We start from the raw sequence: 21420 nt of genomic DNA, 5'->3' as shown, positions 1-21420 counted from the left end.
AGATTTTGATTTATAAATGATTATATTCTTACCATATCTATGAAAAAAGCCGAGCTTTTAATTCATAGAATTAGCTCGGCTTTTATTAGTTTATTCGTATATTTATATAATATAATGCTTATTGTATCGTATATTAGTTTGCTATATAATAATTGTAGGATAGTTAGACGAGGTTGGGCCTCTCTTCGTCATCGAAGGGAGGGATAAGCCTATGAGTGATTATGAAATAATCATGCTCTTATTACAGGTAATAACTGTCGTTATTGCCTTTGGGGCTTTAATAGCGCTTATTTGTCTCACAAAAGACAAATAGCCCTCCGTTGCCTAGTGTAACTAGATAACTGAAAGGCCATTTCTTCATGTTTTTGTGTAACTAGAGATGAGCCTGACGTTACGACTCGTCTGACTATCTATTTATATTATAGATAGAATCTTATATCTCGTCAAATATGAATGAATAACAAATAATAGGCACAATTTTATTTGCATAGTATACTTATGCTAATAAGGTTGTGCTTATTTTATTGAGAGATATAGTTTCACTAGTTTTATGGAGAGAAGTTTTTATGATTCGACGTATTTTAATGCTAGTCCTTGTATTGCTAGCTTTCACGAAGCCTACAGAGGCGATTTCATTTCAAGAGCTTAAAGAATCGCCGCAGTTTAAGCTGATTTATTCTCATGAATATGCTCATAATACGCCTGTTGAAAATGGGGGCGTGTATATTTATTTAAACACATATTCAATTGAGTCTATTCAATATGCACCGCCACAATATACGTTGCGTGGTACGTATTATATGGTGTCCACCTCATCATATCAAAAAGAGATCATTGAGAATCAGTTGACTGTCAATTATGATACGAGCCATTCGCTGGCGACCTTAATTCATTCGTCACGTATGATGAATCGCAATTCGTCCATGATGGATTTAATGAAAGCTAGTGACAGCAATACAGGGTTATTTATGGCTGATACCACTGTTGCTATATATACATTAAATGGTGCTCTTAAGCGGAATCTATTCCCTAATGAGACTATAAATCAGAAGATTTATAGAAAAAACATTGTTATGTATGATTTAGCAGATGCTATGTTTATGTCTGTGTATCAACAGCATTTTGATGATATTGTGATACCGTGAGGTGGATGATGAAACGCATATATTTTCTTTTTCTATGCTTACTCACTTGTCTTATGCTACCTTTGAAAGGACATGCTGTATCACAAGCTGAGTTATTGAATTCCAATCGATACCAACATATCGACTCGTCTGTTGATTCTGGCCGAGGTGATGGAAAATACTTGGATCTTGAGTCTATTAGAACTATCGCAGATTCTAACGGGCACCGCCGCATTGAGGCCACTCTGTATGTATTGATGCCAGCATCCAATCTCATTCAAGGTATTCAAATCGAATACGATTACCAACTTAATCAATCGTTGCGCCATCTGATTAATGCGCATGAAAAAGGGCTTAAACAAGGCACTCATGTACCATATATTTCGATTTGGCGTGCTAAGGATGAGAATTCTGGGATTACTGGTATGGTGAAAGCCACAGGTGCTTTTACCAATGATGGTAGCGCTCGCGCCTCACTTCAGCAAGCAAATATAGAGGCCATGATGTTACCTGCCATATTTGGTATAGAACGATATACATTGCCTAATTTGATTTATCAGAAGGCATATGGATTAGCGTATGATGATGAACCATAAGAACAGTTCGGAATAGAATTCAACATCATACATTTTTTTGAATAAAATAGAATTTAATTTCCTAAACAGTAGGGTTTTAGTGTAAAATTGAAAGTAAGTTACATACTATTGTGTCCGCATGAGAGGAGACCCTTATGTCTAAAAAGAAGATTATTATTGCCGTACTAGTAGCCATTGTGGCCATTGCTCTAGGTTGGTATTTCTTGTACTTTACAAAAACACCTGTCTATTCATTGAATCTTGCTCGTGAAGCCGTAGAAAAACACGATGTGAATGCTTTCAAAAAACATGTAGATGTAGATTCTATCATCGGTTCAGGCTATGATGATGTTGTGGCTATGCAACTGGAAGATCCTGAAATTAAGGATAACCCACTTAAAGGCCTTGCTGAGGTGATGTTCCAAGGTTTGAAACCTAAGATTGTACCTATTTTGAGTAATGAAATTTACAGTGCTATCGCAAAGCAACCTGAAAGTTCAGACCAAAATGCTCGCGAAAAACAAGCAGCTGATGATATGAAAGAAAAAACAGGTATTAAAGATCTTGAGTTCAAAAGCATTGGTTCTGCCACTGTTGATGGTAATAGCGCCGTTGTGCCTGTTACATTTAACTCTAAAGAACTTAACCAAGACGTAACGTTTAACCTTGCTATGAAGAAACTTGACGATGGCACATGGCAAGCCGTTAAAATCAACAACTTTAAAGAATTTCTTGCCCTTGTAGAACAACATGAAAAACAAGGCAAAGCAAAATCAAAATAGAAAAACGAAAGCGAATAGGCTAGCGAAATCTATTGAGTTAACAACTAGATACAATGAATATACAAACAGCCAGTACTGTAATTGCAGTACTGGCTGTTTTAGTTAAGTTTCAAGGAGCATTATAGATTTGATAAATATTATTTCTTTTTTGATGCATAGAAGTTAATTAAGCAACCTTTGGCGATAATATCTTTTTCTTCTTTGCTGAGGTAACCAAGGTGTAATGTAATTTTTTTCTCTTTATCATTATTGAGTGCATATGCTTCAAAGTTATCGGAATCTCCAAGTAGTGTTTCTCGTACATTTGGAATCCAAATATAGTCAAAGATTTCAATTTTTTTAGCATCTTCTTGACTAGTGATGAATGGAAGCATACCCCAGTTAATAACATTAGAACGATAACGCTTAGTAGCATATTCAAGTGCAATGTTAGCACCACCACCAAGTACTCGTTGGCAAGAAGCAGCTTGCTCACGGGCGGAACCATCACCTGGTTTATTAGCATAAATCATGCTAGCAATACTAGTAGTTTTTGCTAAATCTTCAACAGATTGGCTCAACCCCATTTGCTCATTTACCAATTCATAAGCAAGTCTTAGTTCATTAGGCATTGTACCGTCTTGACGTGCTTTTTCTAAATCACGTATCTCTTTTGCACGACCCACATATTCTGGCACTTTACGGCTTAATGCAAACTCAGATAAAGCATATGGATCAGAGCGATAAGAAGATGTTTCTCCAGAAGGGATTAGTTCATCTGTAGTAGTAACAGGATCATCTATGTAAGCTGCAACTTTCAATAAAATATTCTCAGTCAAGGCTTCGATGCTCGGCCATGCTTTGATGGATGGACCATAAATAATTTCAGCACTTTTATCAGCTGATTGGAACCCAGAATATACTTTGTTTACATATGGTTTATCATCATAGTGATACTCTGGAATTGTATCATCATAGTCAATTTCTGTAGCTGGTGTTAAAGCTCCATGATGAATTGCTGTTGCTGCGATAGAGCGTGCATCCATAAGAGCTACAGAAGAGATTTGGCCGTTGCCTGGTTTAGAGCCTTCGCGATTAGGGAAGTTGCGTGTTGCATGGCGTGCAGATAAACCGCCGTTGTTTGGTGTGTCACCAGCACCAAAGCAAGGACCACAGAATGCTGTTCTTACAATTGTGCCTGCTTCAATTAAATCTATAAGGGCACCATTTTTCATTAATTCAAGATAAATAGGTTGGCTTGAAGGATAAACACTGAATGCAAAACGATCATTTCCTACGCTTTTCCCTCCTACAATATTGGCAGCTGTCACGATGTTTTCATATAAGCCACCAGAGCAACCCACGATAATACCTTGGTCAACATGAACTTTACCATCAAAATATTTTTCAGGTAATAGAAGACTGAGATTTTTGTTATCCAATTGTTCAACAGCTTCATGTTCAATATGCGCAAGTAATTCTTTGCCCCCTTCATTAAGCTCTTTTATTGTATATACATTACTCGGATGGAATGGCATAGCAATCATACTTTCTATCTTATTGAGATCGACTTTCACCAATCCATCATAGTAAGCGATAGAACCTGGATTAAGCTCTTTATAGTCATGCCTTCTACCGTGAAGGGTAAGGAATTGTTTTGTAATTTCATCGGTGCACCAAATTGTAGTTAAACAAGTTGTTTCTGTTGTCATTACATCAATGCCATTACGAAAATCTTGAGATAAGTTAGAGACACCAGGACCAATAAACTCCATAACACAGTTTTTTACAAAACCATTAGAAAACACAGCTTTTTCAATGGCAAGAGCTACGTCTTGAGGGCCTATACCATGACGTGGGCTACCATCAAGATAAATAGCAATAACATTAGGGCGCTGAATGTCATATGTGCGTCCTAGTAATTGCTTTACTAGTTCAGGTCCACCCTCACCAATGGCCATAGTGCCAAGGGCACCATAGCGTGTATGGCTATCGGATCCAAGAATCATTTTTCCACAACCGGCCATTGTTTCACGCATATATTGATGTATAACCGCAAGATGTGGCGGTACATAGATTCCACCAAAATGTTTAACAGCGGATAATCCAAATACATGGTCATCTTCGTTGATGGTACCGCCTACAGCTGCTAATGTATTATGACAGTTGGTTAAAATATAAGGAATTGGAAATTTATCCAAGCCACTAGCAATTGCAGTTTGAATAATACCTACATAAGTAATGTCGTGAGAGGTAAGAGCATCAAACTTCAATCGAAGATTAGAGTCACCTTCTGCTTGTTGATGGGCCATTATAATGGAGTATGCCATTGTAGCTTTATAAGCTTCAGGATTAAATTGTTCAGGATTTTCTCGTGCCATCGTATCGGTAGGTAATATAATGTCCACACCATTTTGTAGATATACACCACCTGGAATTAATGTAACCATAATAAACTCCTTTGCTATAACTTATATAACAATATTTATGTTTAGTTTGATTGAATAATGAATTAATAATTCTTAATCTAATTAATTGACACTATCATATTTGTTTTTTTGAAAATTAACAAAGATAAAAATCTTTGTATCTGATATCGGAAAATTCTATACCTAAAAAAGCTAATCTAATATGTATTAGATTAGCTTTTTTGAGTTAATAATTCTGCTACTAGATGAAACATAAAGTTTATTTATATGATAGCAATCAGTTTTCCTTATACCTGATGTAAAGAACTTATTATTTGTGAAATTAGTTTGTGATATATATCATAATGGTATATAAGAATTGTGTTTTATGCATATTAGGAGGAGATTATAGTGTAGTGTTTATAGAAAGTATTTCCTCAGAAGTATCTTGTATATGTATATTCATAAAGTCAACAAACGCTTTAGTAGCCGCAAACTGGATATAGTTGTTACGGTAGTACATATAAGTGCTTCGCATAACTGGTTGACCTGATTTATAGAATAGTGGTGATGCATATAGGTTGGGAGCGTCTGTAGTACAACTTTGTGATAAAAGTGTGTATCCAATACCTTGTTGAACCAGTTTTAAGGCAGTATCCATTGCATCCACCTCTATGATTGTTTTAGGGGGGGTGTTGAATAGACTATACCACCATTCATCAAGAACATTTTGTAATAGTGGATCCGTAATGTAATGAATATATGGCATATTGAGTAGTTGGGATGTTTCGACTATTTCTTTAGAAAATATACATAATGGCTCTTTCCAAAGGAATGTTTTCTTTTCTTGCCAATTATGATTACCTCGGGCTATACATACATGTATATTTCCTTCAAGAAAGTCTTTAAAGCGGTTATGACTATACCCACTGCGCATTGATACATCTATTTGAGGATATAGTTTCATAAATTTTGAAAGTAGAGGAGGTAGTTTATATTTAGAAAAAATATTAGAGCACCCAATTTTTAATACCCCTCTAGTAGTATCTCTATCTGAGCTAAGCGTTGCCTTTAATTGTTCATAGTCCTGAAGGTGATTTAGAGCATATTGATATAGTATTTCTCCTTCGCTAGTGAAAGAGATTCCTCTTGGTTGTCGAACAATAAGAGCACAATTTAGTTCTGATTCTAAGCGTTGGAGACGATCACTAATGGCTGGTTGAGAAATAAATAATCTCTTAGCAGTGTGAGTAATATTTTTTTCTTCAAATAATGTTTTAATTAATAATAAATCTTTTTCATTCATTCTTAAGATACCTTCCTAAGTATTATAGCTTTTAGATTATTGTATATGAGTTTTAGTTTTTGTTTCAAGTAAGTTTGTAGATTTGGAGGGATTGATATGATCAATTTAATTATTGTTTTAGCGATTATATTAGCCATTGCATTAGGGTATAAGACAAAAATCAATACGGGCCTATTTGGTATGGTTTTTGCCTATTTAATTGGAACATTCATGATGGGTTTAAAACCAGGTGATGTTATCAAGATGTGGCCTATTAGTATTTTCTTTGTTATTTTTTCAATTTCTTTGTTCTATAATTTTGCTATTGGAAATGGAACACTAGAGAAACTGGCTCAACATCTGTTATATCGAATTCGTAAGTTTCCAAGCTTGTTGCCATTTGCTATCTTTGGTGCAGCTACAATTATGTCTGCATTAGGTGCGGGTTTCTTCGCTGTATTGGCTTTTTTTGCACCTATTGCGATTTTACTCTGTAAGAAGACCAATACAAATCTGCTAGTAGGGGCTCTTGCTGCAAACTATGGTGCTTTGTGTGGGCATAACTTTATGATTAGTCCTGGTGGCATTGTATTTGTTGGTTTAATGTCACAAGCGGGGTTTACAACTCAAGCTTATGGTTATGAGTTGGCTATCTTTTTAGCATCTATGATTATTCCAGTTTTAGTTCTTTTGGTATTAGGATTGTTCAATAAGAAGAATAGTACTGAAAATAGCTTGCTAGATATGGAAAGACCAACTGCTTTTGAACCAATACAAAAGAAAACGTTATCTCTTATTTTTGGCATGATTTTTATAGTACTTACTTTCCCATTATTAGATAGCATATTCCCTGGAACCCCATTCATTAAGGCAATGGATAAATCGATTGATGTAGGATTGGTATCTATCATTTTTGCTGTAATTGGTTTATTGATGAAATTGGGAAATGAGAAAGACATTGTAAAAAATGTTCCATGGGGAACTCTAATAATGATTTGTGGTATTGGTATGTTGATATCTGTAGCAATTAAAGCTGGTACTGTTGCTATGATTGCTAGTGTTGTTAGCTCTGCTCTTCCAGCGTCAATTGTACCGGCAGTTATGGCTGTAATTGCTGGGTTTATGTCATTCTTTTCGAGTACTACAGGAGTCGTTACTCCTGCATTATTCCCAATTGTACCTGACTTGGCTAATGCTTCCAATATTGCACCATTTACATTGTTCTCATCTATAGTTATTGGTGCTCAAGCAACCGCTATTTCTCCATTCTCCACTGGTGGTAGTTTATTATTAAGTGCTGTTTCTGATGCTGAACGTGAAAGAATGTTTACAGAGCTTATGTTTAAGGGCGCACCAATTTGTCTTGTAGCAGCTATTGTTTATGCATTTATAATATCCGTGTTAGTATAGCTATATTTTTGTGAAAGTTATGAGGTTATCCTTATGAAATATGTAGATTCTCATGCACATGTATTTAAACCAGGTTTAAAATTGGCTGCAGTTCGTCGTTATGCACCAAATTATGAAGCCAATAAAGAAGAGTTTATTAGAAATTTTGAAAGCAAAGGGTTAACCGCGGGAATGTTGATTCAGCCTAGTTTTCTTGGTACAGATAACTCATTTATGATTGAAGCTATTGATGCATACCCTACAAAGTTGTATGGTGTAGCAGTTGTAGAGCCAACTATTTCTTTTGAAGAATTACAAGCCCTCAGTACTCATAATATTGTAGGTATTCGCTTAAACTTATATGGTGTAGATGCTCCAGATTTATTATCTGCTGAGTATCAAAAGTTATTAGGCTATCTTAAACAATTGGATTGGCATATGGAATTACATACTGATGCTATTAATTTGAAAAATTTTATTGAGCCTATTTTGGATGCAGGTGTGAAGGTTGTTGTTGACCATTGGGGGAAACCAACAGCGGATAACCCATTAGAAGACGAAGGATTTAACTATTTGCTTTCAATAGGGATTACAAAACAAGTATGGGTTAAAATATCTGGTGTGTACCGTTTGAAAAAAGGTGGAGATTTTAATACATGTAAGCAATTAGCAAGTATTATGTTACCTAGTTTGTTAGATTCTTTTGGACCTGAGCGATTGCTGTGGGGCAGTGATTGGCCACATACCAACTATGAAGAGCCTATTGACTATGATGTTACATGGAATGCTTTTGTTGAAATGGTTCCGGAAGAAAATATCCGTCAACTAATATTAGGAGAAAGTTTTGAACAATTATTACCTTCCTCTCTTATAGTTGAATAGCATAATTAATGATTTATATTTTGTGAAGTGAATATATCTAAAAGAGACTCTATCTAGATGATACGAGTCTCTTTTTTAATTAAATGTATATATTCACAATAACTGTATAGTGCTTTTAATGTGTATGAATACTATGAATCTGGAAACACTACATGTTCTTTTAATTTAAACTCAGGATTATTCGTAGAATCAAAGAACTCAATCATATTCCGTAATTTTTGAACTTCATCAGCACTTAAAAAGTTCGGATAAAAGATGGTATAGATAAAACGATAGGTGCCATCATAGGATTCAAAGTTTAGGATTTGAATATCACTATATGGTTCATAACTATCTATGGATAGGCCAGGTATATTATTATTCCATACAACAGCGTAATTAATATACTCTGGTGTTGGGTGGTACCGGTATATATTCCAGAATGAATGTAAATTCCTACTGAAATTGTAATGCCCATCAATGATAAGATTACGAGTATACGGATTATTAGTAAGATTGATAGTAGAAACAAAAAAGGTTATGGATCCTTTTTTGTAATATCTAATATCTTGATAATCTTCTTTACTTTCACCTTCGAATAGGGCATCTTTAGGTACGCGATATTGTATGCCATTTAGATTTTCTATGCGTGAATATTGATTTAACTCATTGAGATTTTTCACCGATGGAAGCACGTAATTGGCGAGTAGATTGTCAGTAGGCACCTTATTCAACACCGGTTTATTATCGAAATAGGCGATACCTGCGTGATATAGAGGATACCGTATGGCAAAGCCCATATATTTAAAGTTGATGGTATCGACGGTCATCGTCGTTTTTTGACCGTTTTTGAGGTAAGGCATTTTCATGCTGTCCCAAGTACTATAGGTAACAGTAGGGTATGAAAATACAGTTGCCTTTATATCAGAAATATGCTTTTCTGGACTCTTCTTTGCTTTATCTTGTAAGAACTTATGAACGTCCTTATCTGTTAGTTTTTCATAGGCAATTTTAGTGTTGCGCCAATCCTGATCTTTGTAATCTGCATAGTCGATTTCTAGATTAAGATTGCCATTATCGGTTATAACACGATAATCCTCTATGGTGCGATCTGGATTTTTATACCGGCCAATATTATATTCGCTCTTTATGCCTGCTACGGGGAATGAAAGCCGGATTTGGCTGTATCGATTGTGAACGGAAATCACTGTATTGTGGTAATGCTCGCCACGATATATGGAGGCCTCTTTGGCATAGGCTAGTTCGTTTCTACTAATACCGTTGGCTTTATCGGTGCTCTTTAACGTTTCTACATAATTCGTTACATCCCGCTCAATGGCTTGGTTTGTGGCTTGATAATTTATATACGAATCCTTTGGAATTTTCGCATCCGCGCCAGGAATGTTGACGTCGATGGCCTTTACTGGCGACAACATAGTGCTCATGATGAAAGCACCTACTAATAGTGGTAGTTTTTGCATATTAACCTCTCCTGCTTATATCATCTCTTTTATAGGAGCTATAACAATACATAGATTCTCTTTATTAAGTATAATTATATAACTTTCTTATATGTTACGCAGTAATGAGTTTGCATACTCCTATGCACTAAATTTTACACATCTACTCATTTATACTAAAGGTGTAAACAGCGTTAGCTTTCATCAAAATTAGTAAGGTAAAAGGGGGATGTCTTATGAATCCAGGTTTAGTGCGCCAAATTAATGATATTGTTAGACCCTATCGAAAAGCGCGGATGGGTATGCTCATTGTGATTAGTGATCCTGTTGGACAAAGTGGCCCGACGCCACCGTTGGCATGGCAGTATATGATTGGCCGAAATTGGTATAAGCATACGATTCATGGCACGGCGTCCGTGAATGGTGTACATGGACAGCAGCCGGTGGAAATGACCTTGTTTGCATGGCCTGAGGCTCGGATTGCGGATTGGCACAGCGTGGGCGGTTGGTATACGCAACAGTATGGGTACCCTTGCGTGCTCTGCGTGTCGCCTACGGGGCACACCAAGATGCTTCGTTATGATCATGGCAAGATGCGGTATGGCGATAACTTAGGGGACTGGGACCCTCATCAGATTGAGACCTATGGTAGCACTGTTTTAGGTGAAAGCTACGCTTGTACGGGTATTGACGTTGATTATCGGCATATGCAATTTCCTGAGTTTAATCGTCAAGATGGCATTCATTTTGGTGCTTTATCTGATTATATTGGTAGTGAATATATTTTACTATTCCCCAAAAGGCGTATTAGTTTAGTTCGTAGAGGAATATGGCGCCATTCGATTGAAGACCTAGCAAATATATGTAATGTACCCATTGATGTAGTGGAACAAACCTATCTCGATACGCCTGATGATCCAACGGAATATAGAGAAACCTTTTATGCTCTGTATGTGCGAAAATCAAGATTACAAGAAGTATTTGGCGTTTTTAAACGAACCCTTATGTCTAGAGCAATTCCCTGGATGCTTTGTATCACACCAAGAGGGTATATGTATCATATTTCTCCATGTACAAATAGTGATACGGGGCTAACAACCAGCACCTTACCTAACATTGCATATGACCCACACGCCGATGAATTTTTGGCCCTTCTCGCTAAAGATAGATGGGAATTGTGTGGTAATTATGGACTGTTTTCACTTGATACATACAAATCATTTATGGAAACACAAGATTATTACATCAAAACGATTGTGCCAGATCCAGAATTTACCTATTGCGCTCCGTCAGTCATGACCGTCATAGCAGGGCACAATATCATTCAGAACTTACTGAAAACACCATGTGTATGGGCATAAAAAACGCTATCTTAGATTTTCTGAGATAGCGTTATATCTATATATTCATATAATATGATAGTTATTGATATCCTTTGGAGCCCTTATAGCGCTTATTTGTCTAGCAATAGCAAAATAGCCCTCCGTTGCCTAGTGTAACTAGATAACTGAAAGGCCATTTCCTAAGATTTTACTATTTTCGAGATGTGCCTGGCGTTTCGACTCGTCTGACTATCTTCTTATATTATAGATAGAATTGTATATATCGTCAAATACGAATAAACCATAAAACAATAGGCACAATGCTTCTCAGCATAGTATACTGATGCTGAGAAGCATTGTGCTTTTTGGGGTTAGGTTATTATATTGTTATATCATATAGTTTTGAGAGTTAGATATTTGTGAATATGTGTAAATCAATTATAAAAATTGTTTTAGGCCTCGTTGTAAAGCTATTGCTTTTAGTAATTTGGTGTATTTCTATATATGTTTTTTGTGGCTTAATTTATGATCGTTATGTGTTGGAACTATACCCATTAGGTGATAAAGTTCTAGTACTGATTTTTACGTTTGGTAATATATGGATTATACCCTGGCTGATGTTGTGGTGTAAAAAACTGCATCCATTTTTATCTAAACCTAAGATATATTATTCATGTAAATCTTGGATAGCAGAAAAAAGACAGGCTTCTTTTGCTTTTAAATCTTTATTCCTTATTGTTGAATTAATATTGAAAACCTATGGTATATTATGGATAACCCTTTTAGTTGTTATATTAGCCTTAATTCTTACACCCTTATTATTACAACTGAGGAACCTCCTTTTTTGGATACTAGGATGGGGATAATTTGAGAATTTATCTAGTTTTATAAGTCTTTTATCGTTTATATAGTTTTGAGAGACTAGGAGAGAATAATGAGAACAAAATCTATAGCACTTAGTTTGGGTATTGCTGTATTACTGACTGGCAATATGAGTTCTGTTGCTGATGCCAGTTGGTTTAGTAAAGCCATGGATCGTTTAGAAACAAGTAATGCTAAACTTTCACCAAGTTGGCCAAAGGCAGAGCAATATCGTCATTATAGACCTGGTCAGGTCATAGGGGCCTATTTGCCTGCTGAAGATATGAAAATTGCAGGTGTATCCCTCGGTACATCTTTTGATGCAGTAAAGGCTAGCCTTGGTCAGCCGACTAGTGAAAAACGTGATGAGCTTACCTATGGAGGCATTAAGTTCGGACATTCCTTGATGCAAGATAGCAGACCTATCGTATGGTATATAACCGTAAGCAATCGCGATGCTGTAACTGCTCGAGGCATTGCCGTTGGCGACACCTTGAAAAAGGTTATGGATGTCTATGGACGCCCTGATTTTATTGACTTTAATAACCGGTGGTTCTATGGATATCTTAGATATAATAGCGATAACATTCGCGGTATATTCTTTGAACATAATGGTAGCAAGGTGACGAAGATTATCATAAGCGATAATTAAGTAGGTGCTATTCCAACAGATGATATATAAAACAATAAATTGAAATTAATCGATGTATCTGCTACACTATACATATGAATAATGATTCTTAGTGTTATATGTAGATAAAGGAGTTCCTATGTTATTTGTAGAATATCCAAAATGCACAACGTGCAAAAAAGCAAAGAAATTCTTAGATGATCATCATATTGAGTACACAGACCGTGATATTAAATCTGAAAATCCTACAGCTGAGGAAATCGCTGCATGGTATCCTCAATCTGGTAAGGATTTGAAAGCATTCTTTAACACGTCTGGCTTGATTTATCGTGAGCAACAATTAAAGGATAAGTTGCCAGGTCTTAGCGAAGAGGAAAAATTAGCTTTGTTGGCATCCAACGGTATGCTCGTAAAGCGTCCAATTTTGGTATTAGAAGATAAGGTCTTGGTAGGCTTTAAAGAAAAAGAATGGATGGAAGCTCTCAATTTGTAAAAAAGTGTATATGCGATTTTTAGTGTATGTGTTGTGTGGGGTATTACTGGCTCCTACTGTGTGGGCCAGTGATACGGCGCCATCTACGAAAAATGGACAAGTGAATACTGAGGAATTTCATATTTCGCCGGCCTATTTGCCGGACCATCAGATTGGTGAAAGCGGACCGTTGGTAATGGATACAACAGAGCGTAAAACGACGCGGTATTCTAATGTTGATGCGGTGAATTCCGCTATCAATGCAGTGGCTGTGTCCAATATCAACAATGATATGCATACCAATGGTAAAGCATGGATGAAACGAACCACCGTGGCGCTTAGCTTTCAGAAGGATTGGAAGCCCCTCTACAGCGCAGAAACGGTGCAGCCCATAGGCCATTATGACGACCAATCCCGCCAAGTTTGGTTTACCCAAGGTTCCGTGGCACGCGCTGAGGACGTTGGTACGACCCTTAACAGCGGTTTTGGCTATCGCCGCATCAGCAGTGATGACCATCATTTGCATGGCGCGAACCTGTTTTATGATCACCGTTTCAAGGGCCAACATAGACGCATGAGTGCTGGTCTTGAATATCTTTCTGGTGAAAGCGAGTTCCGTTTCAACTATTATCGTGGTATGAGTGATGAACATATGGTCAATGGTGCATTGGAACGTATTACCGATGGCTATACCGTGTCCTATGGAAAAACCTTTAAAAATGCGCGCTGGGCTCGCATCTATGGAGAAGCCTATCATTGGACTCTGGACCGTAGTGCTGATAAAAACGGATTGCGACTTGGCACTGAACTGCAACTGACACCGCGCGTGTCCATTGATATGGGATTCAATAAACCAGAACACTCTTCCGGTAGTGCCTATGGCAAAATCATGTTCCGCCTTGCCGGTACCGATATGGCGTGGTACGGTGGAAAACACAAACTCGATACAGAATCTACAGTGCGATCTAAAATGCTTGAAACAGTAAGAAGAGATAATACGATCGTTGTGGAATAATAGAATGGGGCTGTAACAAACAGCCTCATTTTTAGACTCATCGGAAAATATCAGCGAATGTTATTAAAAAAGATATAAGTGCATAGAAGTACACAATTTAAAACGTTAAAAATATGCTATAATTAATATACTATTTATAATTTAGAGAGAGTGTTTATTATGCATATTACAAAGCCTCTACTATGGCTGTTAGAACCGTATATCGTATACAAAGCCTATTTGTGGGGGCTTCGTTTTTATTCGCATCCTGTGACCTGGGAGGGAGAACCTGACTGGTTTTCTTTAACGCTAACCACATTACTTACCATTGATGCCATCGTATTGCCCCTAGTATTGCTATATTTGCCAGCGTGTAATCCAGATAAGGATGTTCCTAGATGGATTTTAAAAATCGTTAGCCCTCTAGATCGTTTTGTGGCTTGGGTTGAAAGTAAACAACTTGGGGCCGTATGGATGAAAATTATAGGTGCCTTATGGGCATTTTTTATATACCTCGTCCCTGTCTATATTGGTGGACAATTAGCTATGGCCGTTGTTGTAGCACTTATTTATGATGTACTCACCTGGGCAACCATGCAAGTATAATCAATCCATATAGGGAATTGTGGAATCCTTATATAAATATAGAAATAGAAAAATCGCGACTAGTTAATTAGTTTCTAATCAACTAGTCGCGATTTTTAATTTATTAGACATCAGTAAGTCCTTTTTAGAATTAGAACAGGCCTGTACTAAATTGTAGAACCACATATGGTACTCATTAGAATTAGAACCGGCCTGTACTAAATTGCAGAACCATATATAAGGCTCATTAGAAATAGAACAGGCCTGTTTTAATTTGCAGAACCATATATAGGGCTCATTGGAATTAGTACAGGCCTGTTCTATTTTGTAGATACATATATATGTCTATTGGCTCTTATCTCCAAGTGTGAGCATTAAGAATACGATGGATAGGATAGATGAATAACTGCTCATGTATTTGTGTAATAAACACATGCAAAATTAGAATACAGTTAATAAAATCAGTAATTATCTAGCTTTATCCAAACACATGATGCGCACTATTAAAATTAATCTAAGCTTTGCCCTTATTCTGAATGGTATTGCTATTATCTTAGCCATGATTGGTACGCTTTCACCAGTATGGGGCGCCCTCGTACACAATGGGGGAAGCTTACACGTAGTACTTAACTCTGCATTATTATTGTCCTGGAAATATAAAACTAATTCTGACGAAGACAGAAATCCATATGTAGGCAAACTTGTAAGTAATCAATAATCTATATATAGTAAAACTTGTAAGCAATCAATAATTCATAGTAGAATACTCTCAAAAGGAGGTTTATCATGAATACATTAGAATGCATAAAAACACGTCATAGTACACGTAAATTCAAACCTGAACCGGTTGCACAAGAATTGCTCGACACCGTTATCGATGCAGGTCGTCGCGCGCCAACAGGTGGCAATTTACAACCTACACATTTTATGGTCATTACCAATCCGGATGTGTTGAAAGAACTAGTAACCCTTGTCCAAGAAGAGTATGGCAAGACGGAAGTAACGGAACAAACGCCGCCATACATGGTGAACATCATTAAAATGTCCAAAGAGGGCAAATTTGTATTCCACTACAATGCACCGGTGCTCATCGTATTGGCTCATAAACCTGTGCTAGCCAATAATTTCTCTGATACAGCTTGTGCTATGGAAAACATGATGCTTGCCTGCAACGAACTAGACTTGGGATCCTGCTGGGTGAACCAATTACGTCACCTACAAGACAACGAACGCATAATAAAACGCCTTCGCGAACTCGGCATGGGCGATGATGAAAAAGTATATGCAAGCCTTGCCATCGGCTATCCAGACTTGCCAAATGGATTGAATCGTAGAGAACTTGACATCAAAGGAAATCCGGTAACCTATATTGACTAAAAATTACATATGAAAGGGTCGCGTAAGCGGCCCCTTTTGTTTTTAGAATAAAAATGAAAATACACTTGCAAATATACCTATATGGGTATATAGTATATATAATAGTAAATACCTATGGGGGTATAGATATAAATTAGTAATACTATTACTAATGATACAGTTTAGTTGGAGGCAACTATGGCAACGCGAAGCACAATAAAAGATTGGTTTGTCAATCATACGAAACTAATACAAAAGGCAATGAACACACTAGATCACTCAGATGTAGTATCTATGCCTGTTATGCCCATCCATTGGAAAGCGTATCGCAAGAAGTTTTAACCTGGACCATGCTCGTTGATATGGCTGTTGTAGATGAAAAAACAACTCATACAAATTCATATCATACTTAAGGATAAATATATTCCTAATACTAAAGGGTGCATGTGGTTGCACATCGAAAATGAGTTTTTGATGTGCAATCCCATGCACCCTTTTTTCTTATAATCTTTATAAATTCCTAATGGATTCTAATGTAAAATGCTATATTGCGATTAGCTAAATATAGATTAGCGTCCATGGCGGATGTGTGGGTGTTTTGAAGCCGACTTTGGCCCTGCGGAGCCCGCAGGGCGGAGACAGACCCTTGCTTTATGCAGTTTTGTAAATTCTTAAAGCACTTATTGTGTGGAATAGATGAGGGGGCAAAATGACTTCGGGCTCCGCTTGCGCAGTAGCGTGTCATTTTGCCCCCCTTATCTATGAAACCGTAAGTTGCTGAAGAATTTACAAAGATGTATTGACCGCTTAATGGAAAATTGTGTACAATTATTTTAGAAATATTAATGTGTGTGTAATGGAGGGCTAGTTAATGGCAAAAATAGGTACATTGGCAGGTTATAATCGCGTTTCAGAGGTTCCAGAAGATGATTATTTAATGTTGGAAAATCAATTGGGATTTCCTTTGTATGTAGTAGCTAAGGAAATCGTAAATGCTTATCGTCCGCATTTGGAACCTTTGAATTTGACATATACGCAATACATTGTCATGATGGCATTGTGGGAATATGGTGAATTATCCGTCAAGGAATTAGGGCAAGTGTTGCGCCTCGATTCTGGTACATTGACGCCGTTGCTTAAGAAATTAGAACTAAAAGGGTTCTTAAAGCGTAAACGTAGTCGTAATGATGAACGAGTGGTAATGGTTACTCTTTCAGAAGAAGGCCATGCACTTCGCAAGGACGCTATCGATGTGCCTAAGAAACTAGTAGCTAGCACGCAAGAAGTTTTTACTGTTCATGAAGCTGCTGAATTGAGAAAGTTGCTTAATAAATTATTAGATACCATTGATGCAGCGCATGGTGTTATCAATCCTGAAGATATTAAACGATAAATATGATATAATTTAATTAGATATTGTATTATTGGGTCATTGGGAGTAGACCTAGTGTTACCCGTTTAGGGTGGAGGCGAACATTATGAATAAGAAATTAGTTACTACATTTGCTCTTGCAGCAACATTATTGGTTGGTTCCGTAGCTAGCGCTGCTAACTGGAACGGTTTGGAAAATTACCCAGAAGTGCCAAACAGTGCTAACGGTACAGAAACTTACTACTTTGACAAAGCATCTCAATTTAATTTGATCGATGGTAGCCGTAACTATGTATTCGGTATTAATGTAGTAAATATGCATAACAACCAATACGGCGAAGCTACATTGTTCAAATATATTGTGCATCCTAGCTTGCACACTGTATATCGCTTTGCTCCAGATGGTCAATTGTACCAAATCAATCCTGGCACAAACGAATTTAACATGTTCAAAGCTGCTTGGAAAGAAGTATATGGCACAGAGTTTGCATTCCCTGATGTAAATGCTGTTCCTGCAACTGTAAACGTTCATGCATAATAATTAAATACTTATAATGATACGTATAATGGTGAAAGTTCTTTATAAGGGGCTTTCACCATTGTTGTATATATGAATGTATAAATATCATATAATTATAATTGTGATAGATAGTATGTTAGGTGAAAGCTTAATAATTATTTTAGGAGGTAAGGATGGCAAAATCTGAATTTGCGCAAGCCTATACGGAACGCATGTTCCCCGATATTGCATCGCCAGCAGGATATATAGACCCTGAGTTTGAAGATCTATTTGAAAATTTTGCCTTTCACGAGGTCATTATAGAGGATGGCTGTAATGTAGCAGCACATAGCCGTTTCTTGGCCATTTTAGCTACCTTGGTTGGGGCAGGTGCCACAGATGAATACTCGTTGATGATGCCAGCTGCGTTAAATTTTGGTGTCATTCCCGATGAAATCGTGGAACTTATTTATCAAGCGGTACCGTATCTTGGCATCGGGAAGGTGCGTCCGTTCTTTAAGATTACTAATAAGATACTCGATTACCGAGATGAAGAAATTCAAAACCCACATCGCAGCACGATTACCAGTGAAAATCGCCTTGAAAAGGGCATTGAAAAGCAAGTGGAAATCTGGGGCGAAGGAATGCATAACTTTTACCAATCGGGACCTGAAGATACGCGTCATATCAATAAATGGTTAGCCAATATGTTCGGTGATTACTATACTCGTAAAGGGCTTAGCACTAAACAACGCGAGCTCATTACCTTTTGTTTTCTCATGGCGCAAGGCGGTTGTGAAGCGCAGCTTAAGGCGCATGTCATTGGTAATTTGAACGTAGGGAATGATAAGAGGTTTCTGATTAGCATTGCATCCCAATGTGTGCCGTATATTGGCTTTCCTCGTGTGTTGAATGCATTGTCTTGCATTAATGCGGGCTTTTCCGAAAGGGAAGCAAATCAATAAATGGAACACAAATCAATACATGAGAAGCCAATTAATGAATTGGAAATAAATCAATACATGATGTAGTAGCCAAGTGCTATTAGATAACAAGGAGTAGTATGATTCTTTCTGGATTAAGTTTAATTATGATTATCGCGTCCATTCCGGCGCTAATCATTGCTGCTGCAGGGCACGAGTATGCTCATGCTAAGGCAGCGGATTTGCTGGGTGACCCTACACCGCGTATGATGGGGCGCCTTACGATGAACCCTTTTGTACACCTTGATCTCATTGGATCCTTGGCCTTGATTATAGGTGGATTTGGTTGGGCCAAACCAGTTGTTGTAAATCCCACCAATTTTAAGGACCCGCGGACCGATGATATGATTGTATCCATCGCAGGGCCTATGGCGAATCTTGTGATGGCCTTTATCGGCTACGTTGTTATGCAATGCCTGGAAGCAGCGAACCTATTGGGTAATGACTCCTTATACCTCGTATTGCTTCTCATCGTCGTGTACAACATTAACTTTGCCATCTTAAATTTGATGCCTGTGCCACCACTCGATGGCAGCCATATTTTGATGAACTTCTTGCCTCTTAAATGGCAAATTCATGTAGCACGATTTAGCATGGTTTCCTTGCTCATCTTGATCGTTATATTAAATTCACCGATTGCTTCGCACATCTTTGTGCCCTTGCAAAAATCGATTCTCGGTGGTTTTGAAAGTATCGTTAACTTGGTGCTATAACCCAACAAAACAGCCCTTTAAACTTAAAAAAGCTATTAGTTGATTGTATATGATCAACTAATAGCTTTTGTGTTTTAGGTGAAAGGGCCCTATATGAGGTTCTGTAAAATAGAACAGGCCTGTTCTATTTTAAAACAAGGGATAATGTTAAATGCGTCCTTGTTCTTTTAGTTCTGCTAGTAATTTTACGATGCGCGGACCACAGCCTTTGCCACCACAGGCACCAGTGCCTGCTCGAGTCGCTTCTTTGACAGCTGGAAATGTATGAGCCCCATTAAAAATGGCCTCTTTAATCGTTTTGCGTGTAATGCTACGGCATGTACACACCTTTGTTAATTTGTCCAGAATTGCCTCTGGTACTTGGTTATTTTCAAATTCCATATATTCCTCTTTGACTCACACGAGTCATTATATACTAAATTACATCGAAACTTTACGATATAGTTTAGTATAGCATAGAAAAGGTTGTTTTGTTAAGTACATATAACATGGTCGAAGATGATATACTATAAGCATTATAAATTATACTTGGAGGTTAATATGTTACGACGTATAGTAGCAGCGACTATGATTGGTGCTTTGGCACTCACATCAGGTTGCGCATTTCATAATCCCTTTGCCAAGAAGGCAGAGCCTGTAACCTATGAAGCGGTGGTGCAGAGTGAGCTTTCACCAGAAGAAAAGGTAGATAAGCTTGTGGCTAATATGTCCGATGCAGACAAGGTAGGCCAGCTGTTGATGATTGGTATTCATGGCACAACCTTGAATGATGATGCGAAATTTATGCTCAATGAATATCGAGTGGGTGGCATTATCTTGTTCGACCGCAACATGGAGAGTAAGGAGCAGGTGAAAACGCTCATTACCGATATTAATAAGGCCGGTAAAAGTGCGGGACTTACGCCATTGTTCATCGGTATCGACCAAGAGGGCGGCGCCGTGGCGCGTATGGAGGACAAGTTGATTAAGGTGCCCCCTGCAGAAGAGCTGGGTCAAGGTTCTGTTGACCATGCAGCAAATCTAGCTAAACAAGTAGGGACTGAACTTAAGGACCTTGGATTTAATATTAATTTTGCGCCTGATGCGGACTTGGGATTAACCTATGGTCGCTCATATAGCACGAATCCCGACCAAGTCGTGAAGTTTGTAGGTGCGGTAGGCAAAGCTTATGACGAATCTGGCCTATGGTATTCGTACAAGCATTTCCCTGGCATTGGTAAAACCGATGTAGATTTACATGCAGACACTAGCGTGGTGCCTGTGTCTAAAGATACGTTACTCACTGAGGATACAAAGGTATTTGTAGACCTTATTAAACAGTCGAAACCGAATACGTATATGATTATGGTATCCCATGCGATGTATCCACAAATCGACCCTGATCATCCGTCTAGCTTATCCAAGAAAATCATCACTGATTGGCTTCGTAGAGATATGGGCTATAACGGCGTCGTCGTTACCGATGATATGGACATGGGCGCCCTTGCCAAACACTATACCTTCGGCGATATGGCTGTTCAATCCATCCAAGCTGGCAGTGACATTTTACTCGTATGCCATGAGTATGAACATATGCAAGAGGCCTATAATGGGCTTATGAAAGCCGTCAAAGATGGCACTATTTCTAAGGAACGTCTTGATGCATCGGTGAAACGGATATTGCTTATGAAGATGAGCCATGGTTTATAAATACTAGGTTAATCCATAGTATATAGTGTATTCATAACAACGTATTTATCTCCTCATACAGGACTTTTTGATACCGATAG

22 protein-coding genes are annotated in these 21420 nt (G+C 37.7%); 18 read left to right on the top strand and 4 right to left on the bottom strand.

The window, feature by feature from the left end:
• Positions 1-566 precede the first annotated feature (566 nt).
• The 3 genes from O3598_RS03360 to O3598_RS03350 all read left to right on the top strand — a co-directional run bounded on the left by O3598_RS03360 (position 567) and on the right by O3598_RS03350 (position 2481).
• Complete coding sequence (locus O3598_RS03360; protein WP_371451750.1) at positions 567-1145, top strand: hypothetical protein; 579 nt, start codon at positions 567-569, stop codon at positions 1143-1145.
• Positions 1146-1153: 8 nt separating this feature from the next.
• Positions 1154-1720, top strand: coding sequence for a hypothetical protein (locus O3598_RS03355; RefSeq protein WP_316707965.1), 567 nt, complete (start codon positions 1154-1156; stop codon positions 1718-1720).
• 134 nt (positions 1721-1854) lie between these two features.
• On the top strand, positions 1855-2481 hold the full coding sequence (locus O3598_RS03350) for a hypothetical protein (RefSeq protein ID WP_316707906.1): 627 nt from the start codon (positions 1855-1857) through the stop codon (positions 2479-2481).
• 137 nt (positions 2482-2618) lie between these two features.
• On the opposite strand, the gene O3598_RS03345 is transcribed toward O3598_RS03350, so the two are convergent.
• Together O3598_RS03345 and O3598_RS03340 are read right to left on the bottom strand one after the other, a co-directional pair.
• Positions 2619-4910: a hydratase gene (locus tag O3598_RS03345; RefSeq protein ID WP_371451747.1), complete on the bottom strand. Its 2292-nt coding sequence runs from the start codon at positions 4908-4910 to the stop codon at positions 2619-2621.
• 364 nt (positions 4911-5274) lie between these two features.
• On the bottom strand, positions 5275-6174 hold the full coding sequence (locus tag O3598_RS03340; RefSeq protein ID WP_316580369.1) for a LysR family transcriptional regulator: 900 nt from the start codon (positions 6172-6174) through the stop codon (positions 5275-5277).
• Between the two features lie 96 nt (positions 6175-6270).
• On the opposite strand from O3598_RS03340, the gene O3598_RS03335 reads away from it, so the two are divergent.
• Both O3598_RS03335 and O3598_RS03330 read left to right on the top strand, forming a co-directional pair.
• Entirely contained in the window at positions 6271-7563 is a 1293-nt protein-coding gene (locus O3598_RS03335) for an SLC13 family permease (protein WP_316580368.1), read from the top strand.
• Between the two features lie 33 nt (positions 7564-7596).
• On the top strand, positions 7597-8424 hold the full coding sequence (locus tag O3598_RS03330) for an amidohydrolase family protein (protein ID WP_371451745.1): 828 nt from the start codon (positions 7597-7599) through the stop codon (positions 8422-8424).
• A gap of 131 nt (positions 8425-8555) precedes the next feature.
• Here the strand turns inward: O3598_RS03330 and O3598_RS03325 are convergent, their stop codons facing one another.
• Positions 8556-9884, bottom strand: coding sequence for a hypothetical protein (locus tag O3598_RS03325; protein ID WP_371451743.1), 1329 nt, complete (start codon positions 9882-9884; stop codon positions 8556-8558).
• Positions 9885-10099: 215 nt separating this feature from the next.
• On the opposite strand from O3598_RS03325, the gene O3598_RS03320 reads away from it, so the two are divergent.
• The 12 genes from O3598_RS03320 to O3598_RS03265 all read left to right on the top strand — a co-directional run bounded on the left by O3598_RS03320 (position 10100) and on the right by O3598_RS03265 (position 19651).
• The gene (locus tag O3598_RS03320) at positions 10100-11224 is read left to right on the top strand and encodes a hypothetical protein (protein ID WP_371451741.1); all 1125 of its coding nucleotides are present in this window, start codon (positions 10100-10102) and stop codon (positions 11222-11224) included.
• Between the two features lie 895 nt (positions 11225-12119).
• Positions 12120-12698 (top strand): TonB-dependent receptor, encoded by a 579-nt coding sequence (locus O3598_RS03315; RefSeq protein ID WP_371451739.1) that lies wholly within the window; start codon positions 12120-12122, stop codon positions 12696-12698.
• A gap of 118 nt (positions 12699-12816) precedes the next feature.
• Positions 12817-13170, top strand: a complete 354-nt coding sequence (locus tag O3598_RS03310; protein WP_005380753.1) for a Spx/MgsR family RNA polymerase-binding regulatory protein — start codon at positions 12817-12819, stop codon at positions 13168-13170.
• A 10-nt stretch (positions 13171-13180) separates the two neighbouring features.
• The gene (locus O3598_RS03305) at positions 13181-14164 is read left to right on the top strand and encodes an inverse autotransporter beta domain-containing protein (RefSeq protein ID WP_329845016.1); all 984 of its coding nucleotides are present in this window, start codon (positions 13181-13183) and stop codon (positions 14162-14164) included.
• Between the two features lie 159 nt (positions 14165-14323).
• Complete coding sequence (locus O3598_RS03300) at positions 14324-14749, top strand: hypothetical protein (protein WP_005384684.1); 426 nt, start codon at positions 14324-14326, stop codon at positions 14747-14749.
• A gap of 469 nt (positions 14750-15218) precedes the next feature.
• The gene (locus tag O3598_RS03295) at positions 15219-15446 is read left to right on the top strand and encodes a hypothetical protein (RefSeq protein ID WP_316706206.1); all 228 of its coding nucleotides are present in this window, start codon (positions 15219-15221) and stop codon (positions 15444-15446) included.
• Positions 15447-15514: 68 nt separating this feature from the next.
• Positions 15515-16105: a nitroreductase gene (locus O3598_RS03290; RefSeq protein ID WP_005384678.1), complete on the top strand. Its 591-nt coding sequence runs from the start codon at positions 15515-15517 to the stop codon at positions 16103-16105.
• A gap of 177 nt (positions 16106-16282) precedes the next feature.
• The gene (locus tag O3598_RS03285; protein ID WP_371451738.1) at positions 16283-16426 is read left to right on the top strand and encodes a hypothetical protein; all 144 of its coding nucleotides are present in this window, start codon (positions 16283-16285) and stop codon (positions 16424-16426) included.
• Between the two features lie 529 nt (positions 16427-16955).
• Positions 16956-17477: a MarR family winged helix-turn-helix transcriptional regulator gene (locus tag O3598_RS03280; RefSeq protein WP_316706204.1), complete on the top strand. Its 522-nt coding sequence runs from the start codon at positions 16956-16958 to the stop codon at positions 17475-17477.
• A gap of 85 nt (positions 17478-17562) precedes the next feature.
• Positions 17563-17994, top strand: a complete 432-nt coding sequence (locus tag O3598_RS03275; RefSeq protein ID WP_005381163.1) for a hypothetical protein — start codon at positions 17563-17565, stop codon at positions 17992-17994.
• A gap of 155 nt (positions 17995-18149) precedes the next feature.
• Complete coding sequence (locus O3598_RS03270) at positions 18150-18920, top strand: carboxymuconolactone decarboxylase family protein (protein WP_005381275.1); 771 nt, start codon at positions 18150-18152, stop codon at positions 18918-18920.
• Positions 18921-19018: 98 nt separating this feature from the next.
• Positions 19019-19651, top strand: coding sequence for a site-2 protease family protein (locus tag O3598_RS03265; protein WP_316112082.1), 633 nt, complete (start codon positions 19019-19021; stop codon positions 19649-19651).
• 147 nt (positions 19652-19798) lie between these two features.
• Here the strand turns inward: O3598_RS03265 and O3598_RS03260 are convergent, their stop codons facing one another.
• The gene (locus O3598_RS03260; RefSeq protein ID WP_005378014.1) at positions 19799-20032 is read right to left on the bottom strand and encodes a (2Fe-2S)-binding protein; all 234 of its coding nucleotides are present in this window, start codon (positions 20030-20032) and stop codon (positions 19799-19801) included.
• A 159-nt stretch (positions 20033-20191) separates the two neighbouring features.
• Between O3598_RS03260 and O3598_RS03255 the strand changes: the two genes are divergently transcribed.
• Entirely contained in the window at positions 20192-21340 is a 1149-nt protein-coding gene (locus O3598_RS03255) for a glycoside hydrolase family 3 N-terminal domain-containing protein (RefSeq protein ID WP_371451735.1), read from the top strand.
• Positions 21341-21420 lie beyond the last annotated feature (80 nt).

It is taken from the genome of Veillonella atypica (genome assembly GCF_041431435.1).
GTDB classification, from domain to species: Bacteria; Bacillota; Negativicutes; order Veillonellales; family Veillonellaceae; genus Veillonella; species Veillonella atypica.
Note: the sequence above shows the minus strand (reverse complement) of the source record. Positions and strands in the feature narration are given on the sequence as shown.

Bases quoted from the DNA above. Each gene is read 5' to 3' on its own strand.
- O3598_RS03260 (WP_005378014.1), bottom strand. From the start codon at position 20,032: ATGGAATTTGAAAATAACCAAGTACCAGAGGCAATTCTGGACAAATTA.
- O3598_RS03345 (WP_371451747.1), bottom strand. From the start codon at position 4,910: ATGGTTACATTAATTCCAGGTGGTGTATATCTACAAAATGGTGTGGAC.
- O3598_RS03340 (WP_316580369.1), bottom strand. From the start codon at position 6,174: ATGAATGAAAAAGATTTATTATTAATTAAAACATTATTTGAAGAAAAA.
- O3598_RS03315 (WP_371451739.1), top strand. From the start codon at position 12,120: ATGAGAACAAAATCTATAGCACTTAGTTTGGGTATTGCTGTATTACTG.
- O3598_RS03335 (WP_316580368.1), top strand. From the start codon at position 6,271: ATGATCAATTTAATTATTGTTTTAGCGATTATATTAGCCATTGCATTA.
- O3598_RS03255 (WP_371451735.1), top strand. From the start codon at position 20,192: ATGTTACGACGTATAGTAGCAGCGACTATGATTGGTGCTTTGGCACTC.
- O3598_RS03320 (WP_371451741.1), top strand. From the start codon at position 10,100: ATGAATCCAGGTTTAGTGCGCCAAATTAATGATATTGTTAGACCCTAT.
- O3598_RS03325 (WP_371451743.1), bottom strand. From the start codon at position 9,884: ATGCAAAAACTACCACTATTAGTAGGTGCTTTCATCATGAGCACTATG.
- O3598_RS03305 (WP_329845016.1), top strand. From the start codon at position 13,181: ATGCGATTTTTAGTGTATGTGTTGTGTGGGGTATTACTGGCTCCTACT.
- O3598_RS03270 (WP_005381275.1), top strand. From the start codon at position 18,150: ATGGCAAAATCTGAATTTGCGCAAGCCTATACGGAACGCATGTTCCCC.
- O3598_RS03310 (WP_005380753.1), top strand. From the start codon at position 12,817: ATGTTATTTGTAGAATATCCAAAATGCACAACGTGCAAAAAAGCAAAG.
- O3598_RS03350 (WP_316707906.1), top strand. From the start codon at position 1,855: ATGTCTAAAAAGAAGATTATTATTGCCGTACTAGTAGCCATTGTGGCC.
- O3598_RS03330 (WP_371451745.1), top strand. From the start codon at position 7,597: ATGAAATATGTAGATTCTCATGCACATGTATTTAAACCAGGTTTAAAA.
- O3598_RS03265 (WP_316112082.1), top strand. From the start codon at position 19,019: ATGATTCTTTCTGGATTAAGTTTAATTATGATTATCGCGTCCATTCCG.
- O3598_RS03300 (WP_005384684.1), top strand. From the start codon at position 14,324: ATGCATATTACAAAGCCTCTACTATGGCTGTTAGAACCGTATATCGTA.
- O3598_RS03275 (WP_005381163.1), top strand. From the start codon at position 17,563: ATGAATAAGAAATTAGTTACTACATTTGCTCTTGCAGCAACATTATTG.
- O3598_RS03295 (WP_316706206.1), top strand. From the start codon at position 15,219: ATGATGCGCACTATTAAAATTAATCTAAGCTTTGCCCTTATTCTGAAT.
- O3598_RS03290 (WP_005384678.1), top strand. From the start codon at position 15,515: ATGAATACATTAGAATGCATAAAAACACGTCATAGTACACGTAAATTC.
- O3598_RS03285 (WP_371451738.1), top strand. From the start codon at position 16,283: ATGGCAACGCGAAGCACAATAAAAGATTGGTTTGTCAATCATACGAAA.
- O3598_RS03280 (WP_316706204.1), top strand. From the start codon at position 16,956: ATGGCAAAAATAGGTACATTGGCAGGTTATAATCGCGTTTCAGAGGTT.
- O3598_RS03355 (WP_316707965.1), top strand. From the start codon at position 1,154: ATGAAACGCATATATTTTCTTTTTCTATGCTTACTCACTTGTCTTATG.
- O3598_RS03360 (WP_371451750.1), top strand. From the start codon at position 567: ATGATTCGACGTATTTTAATGCTAGTCCTTGTATTGCTAGCTTTCACG.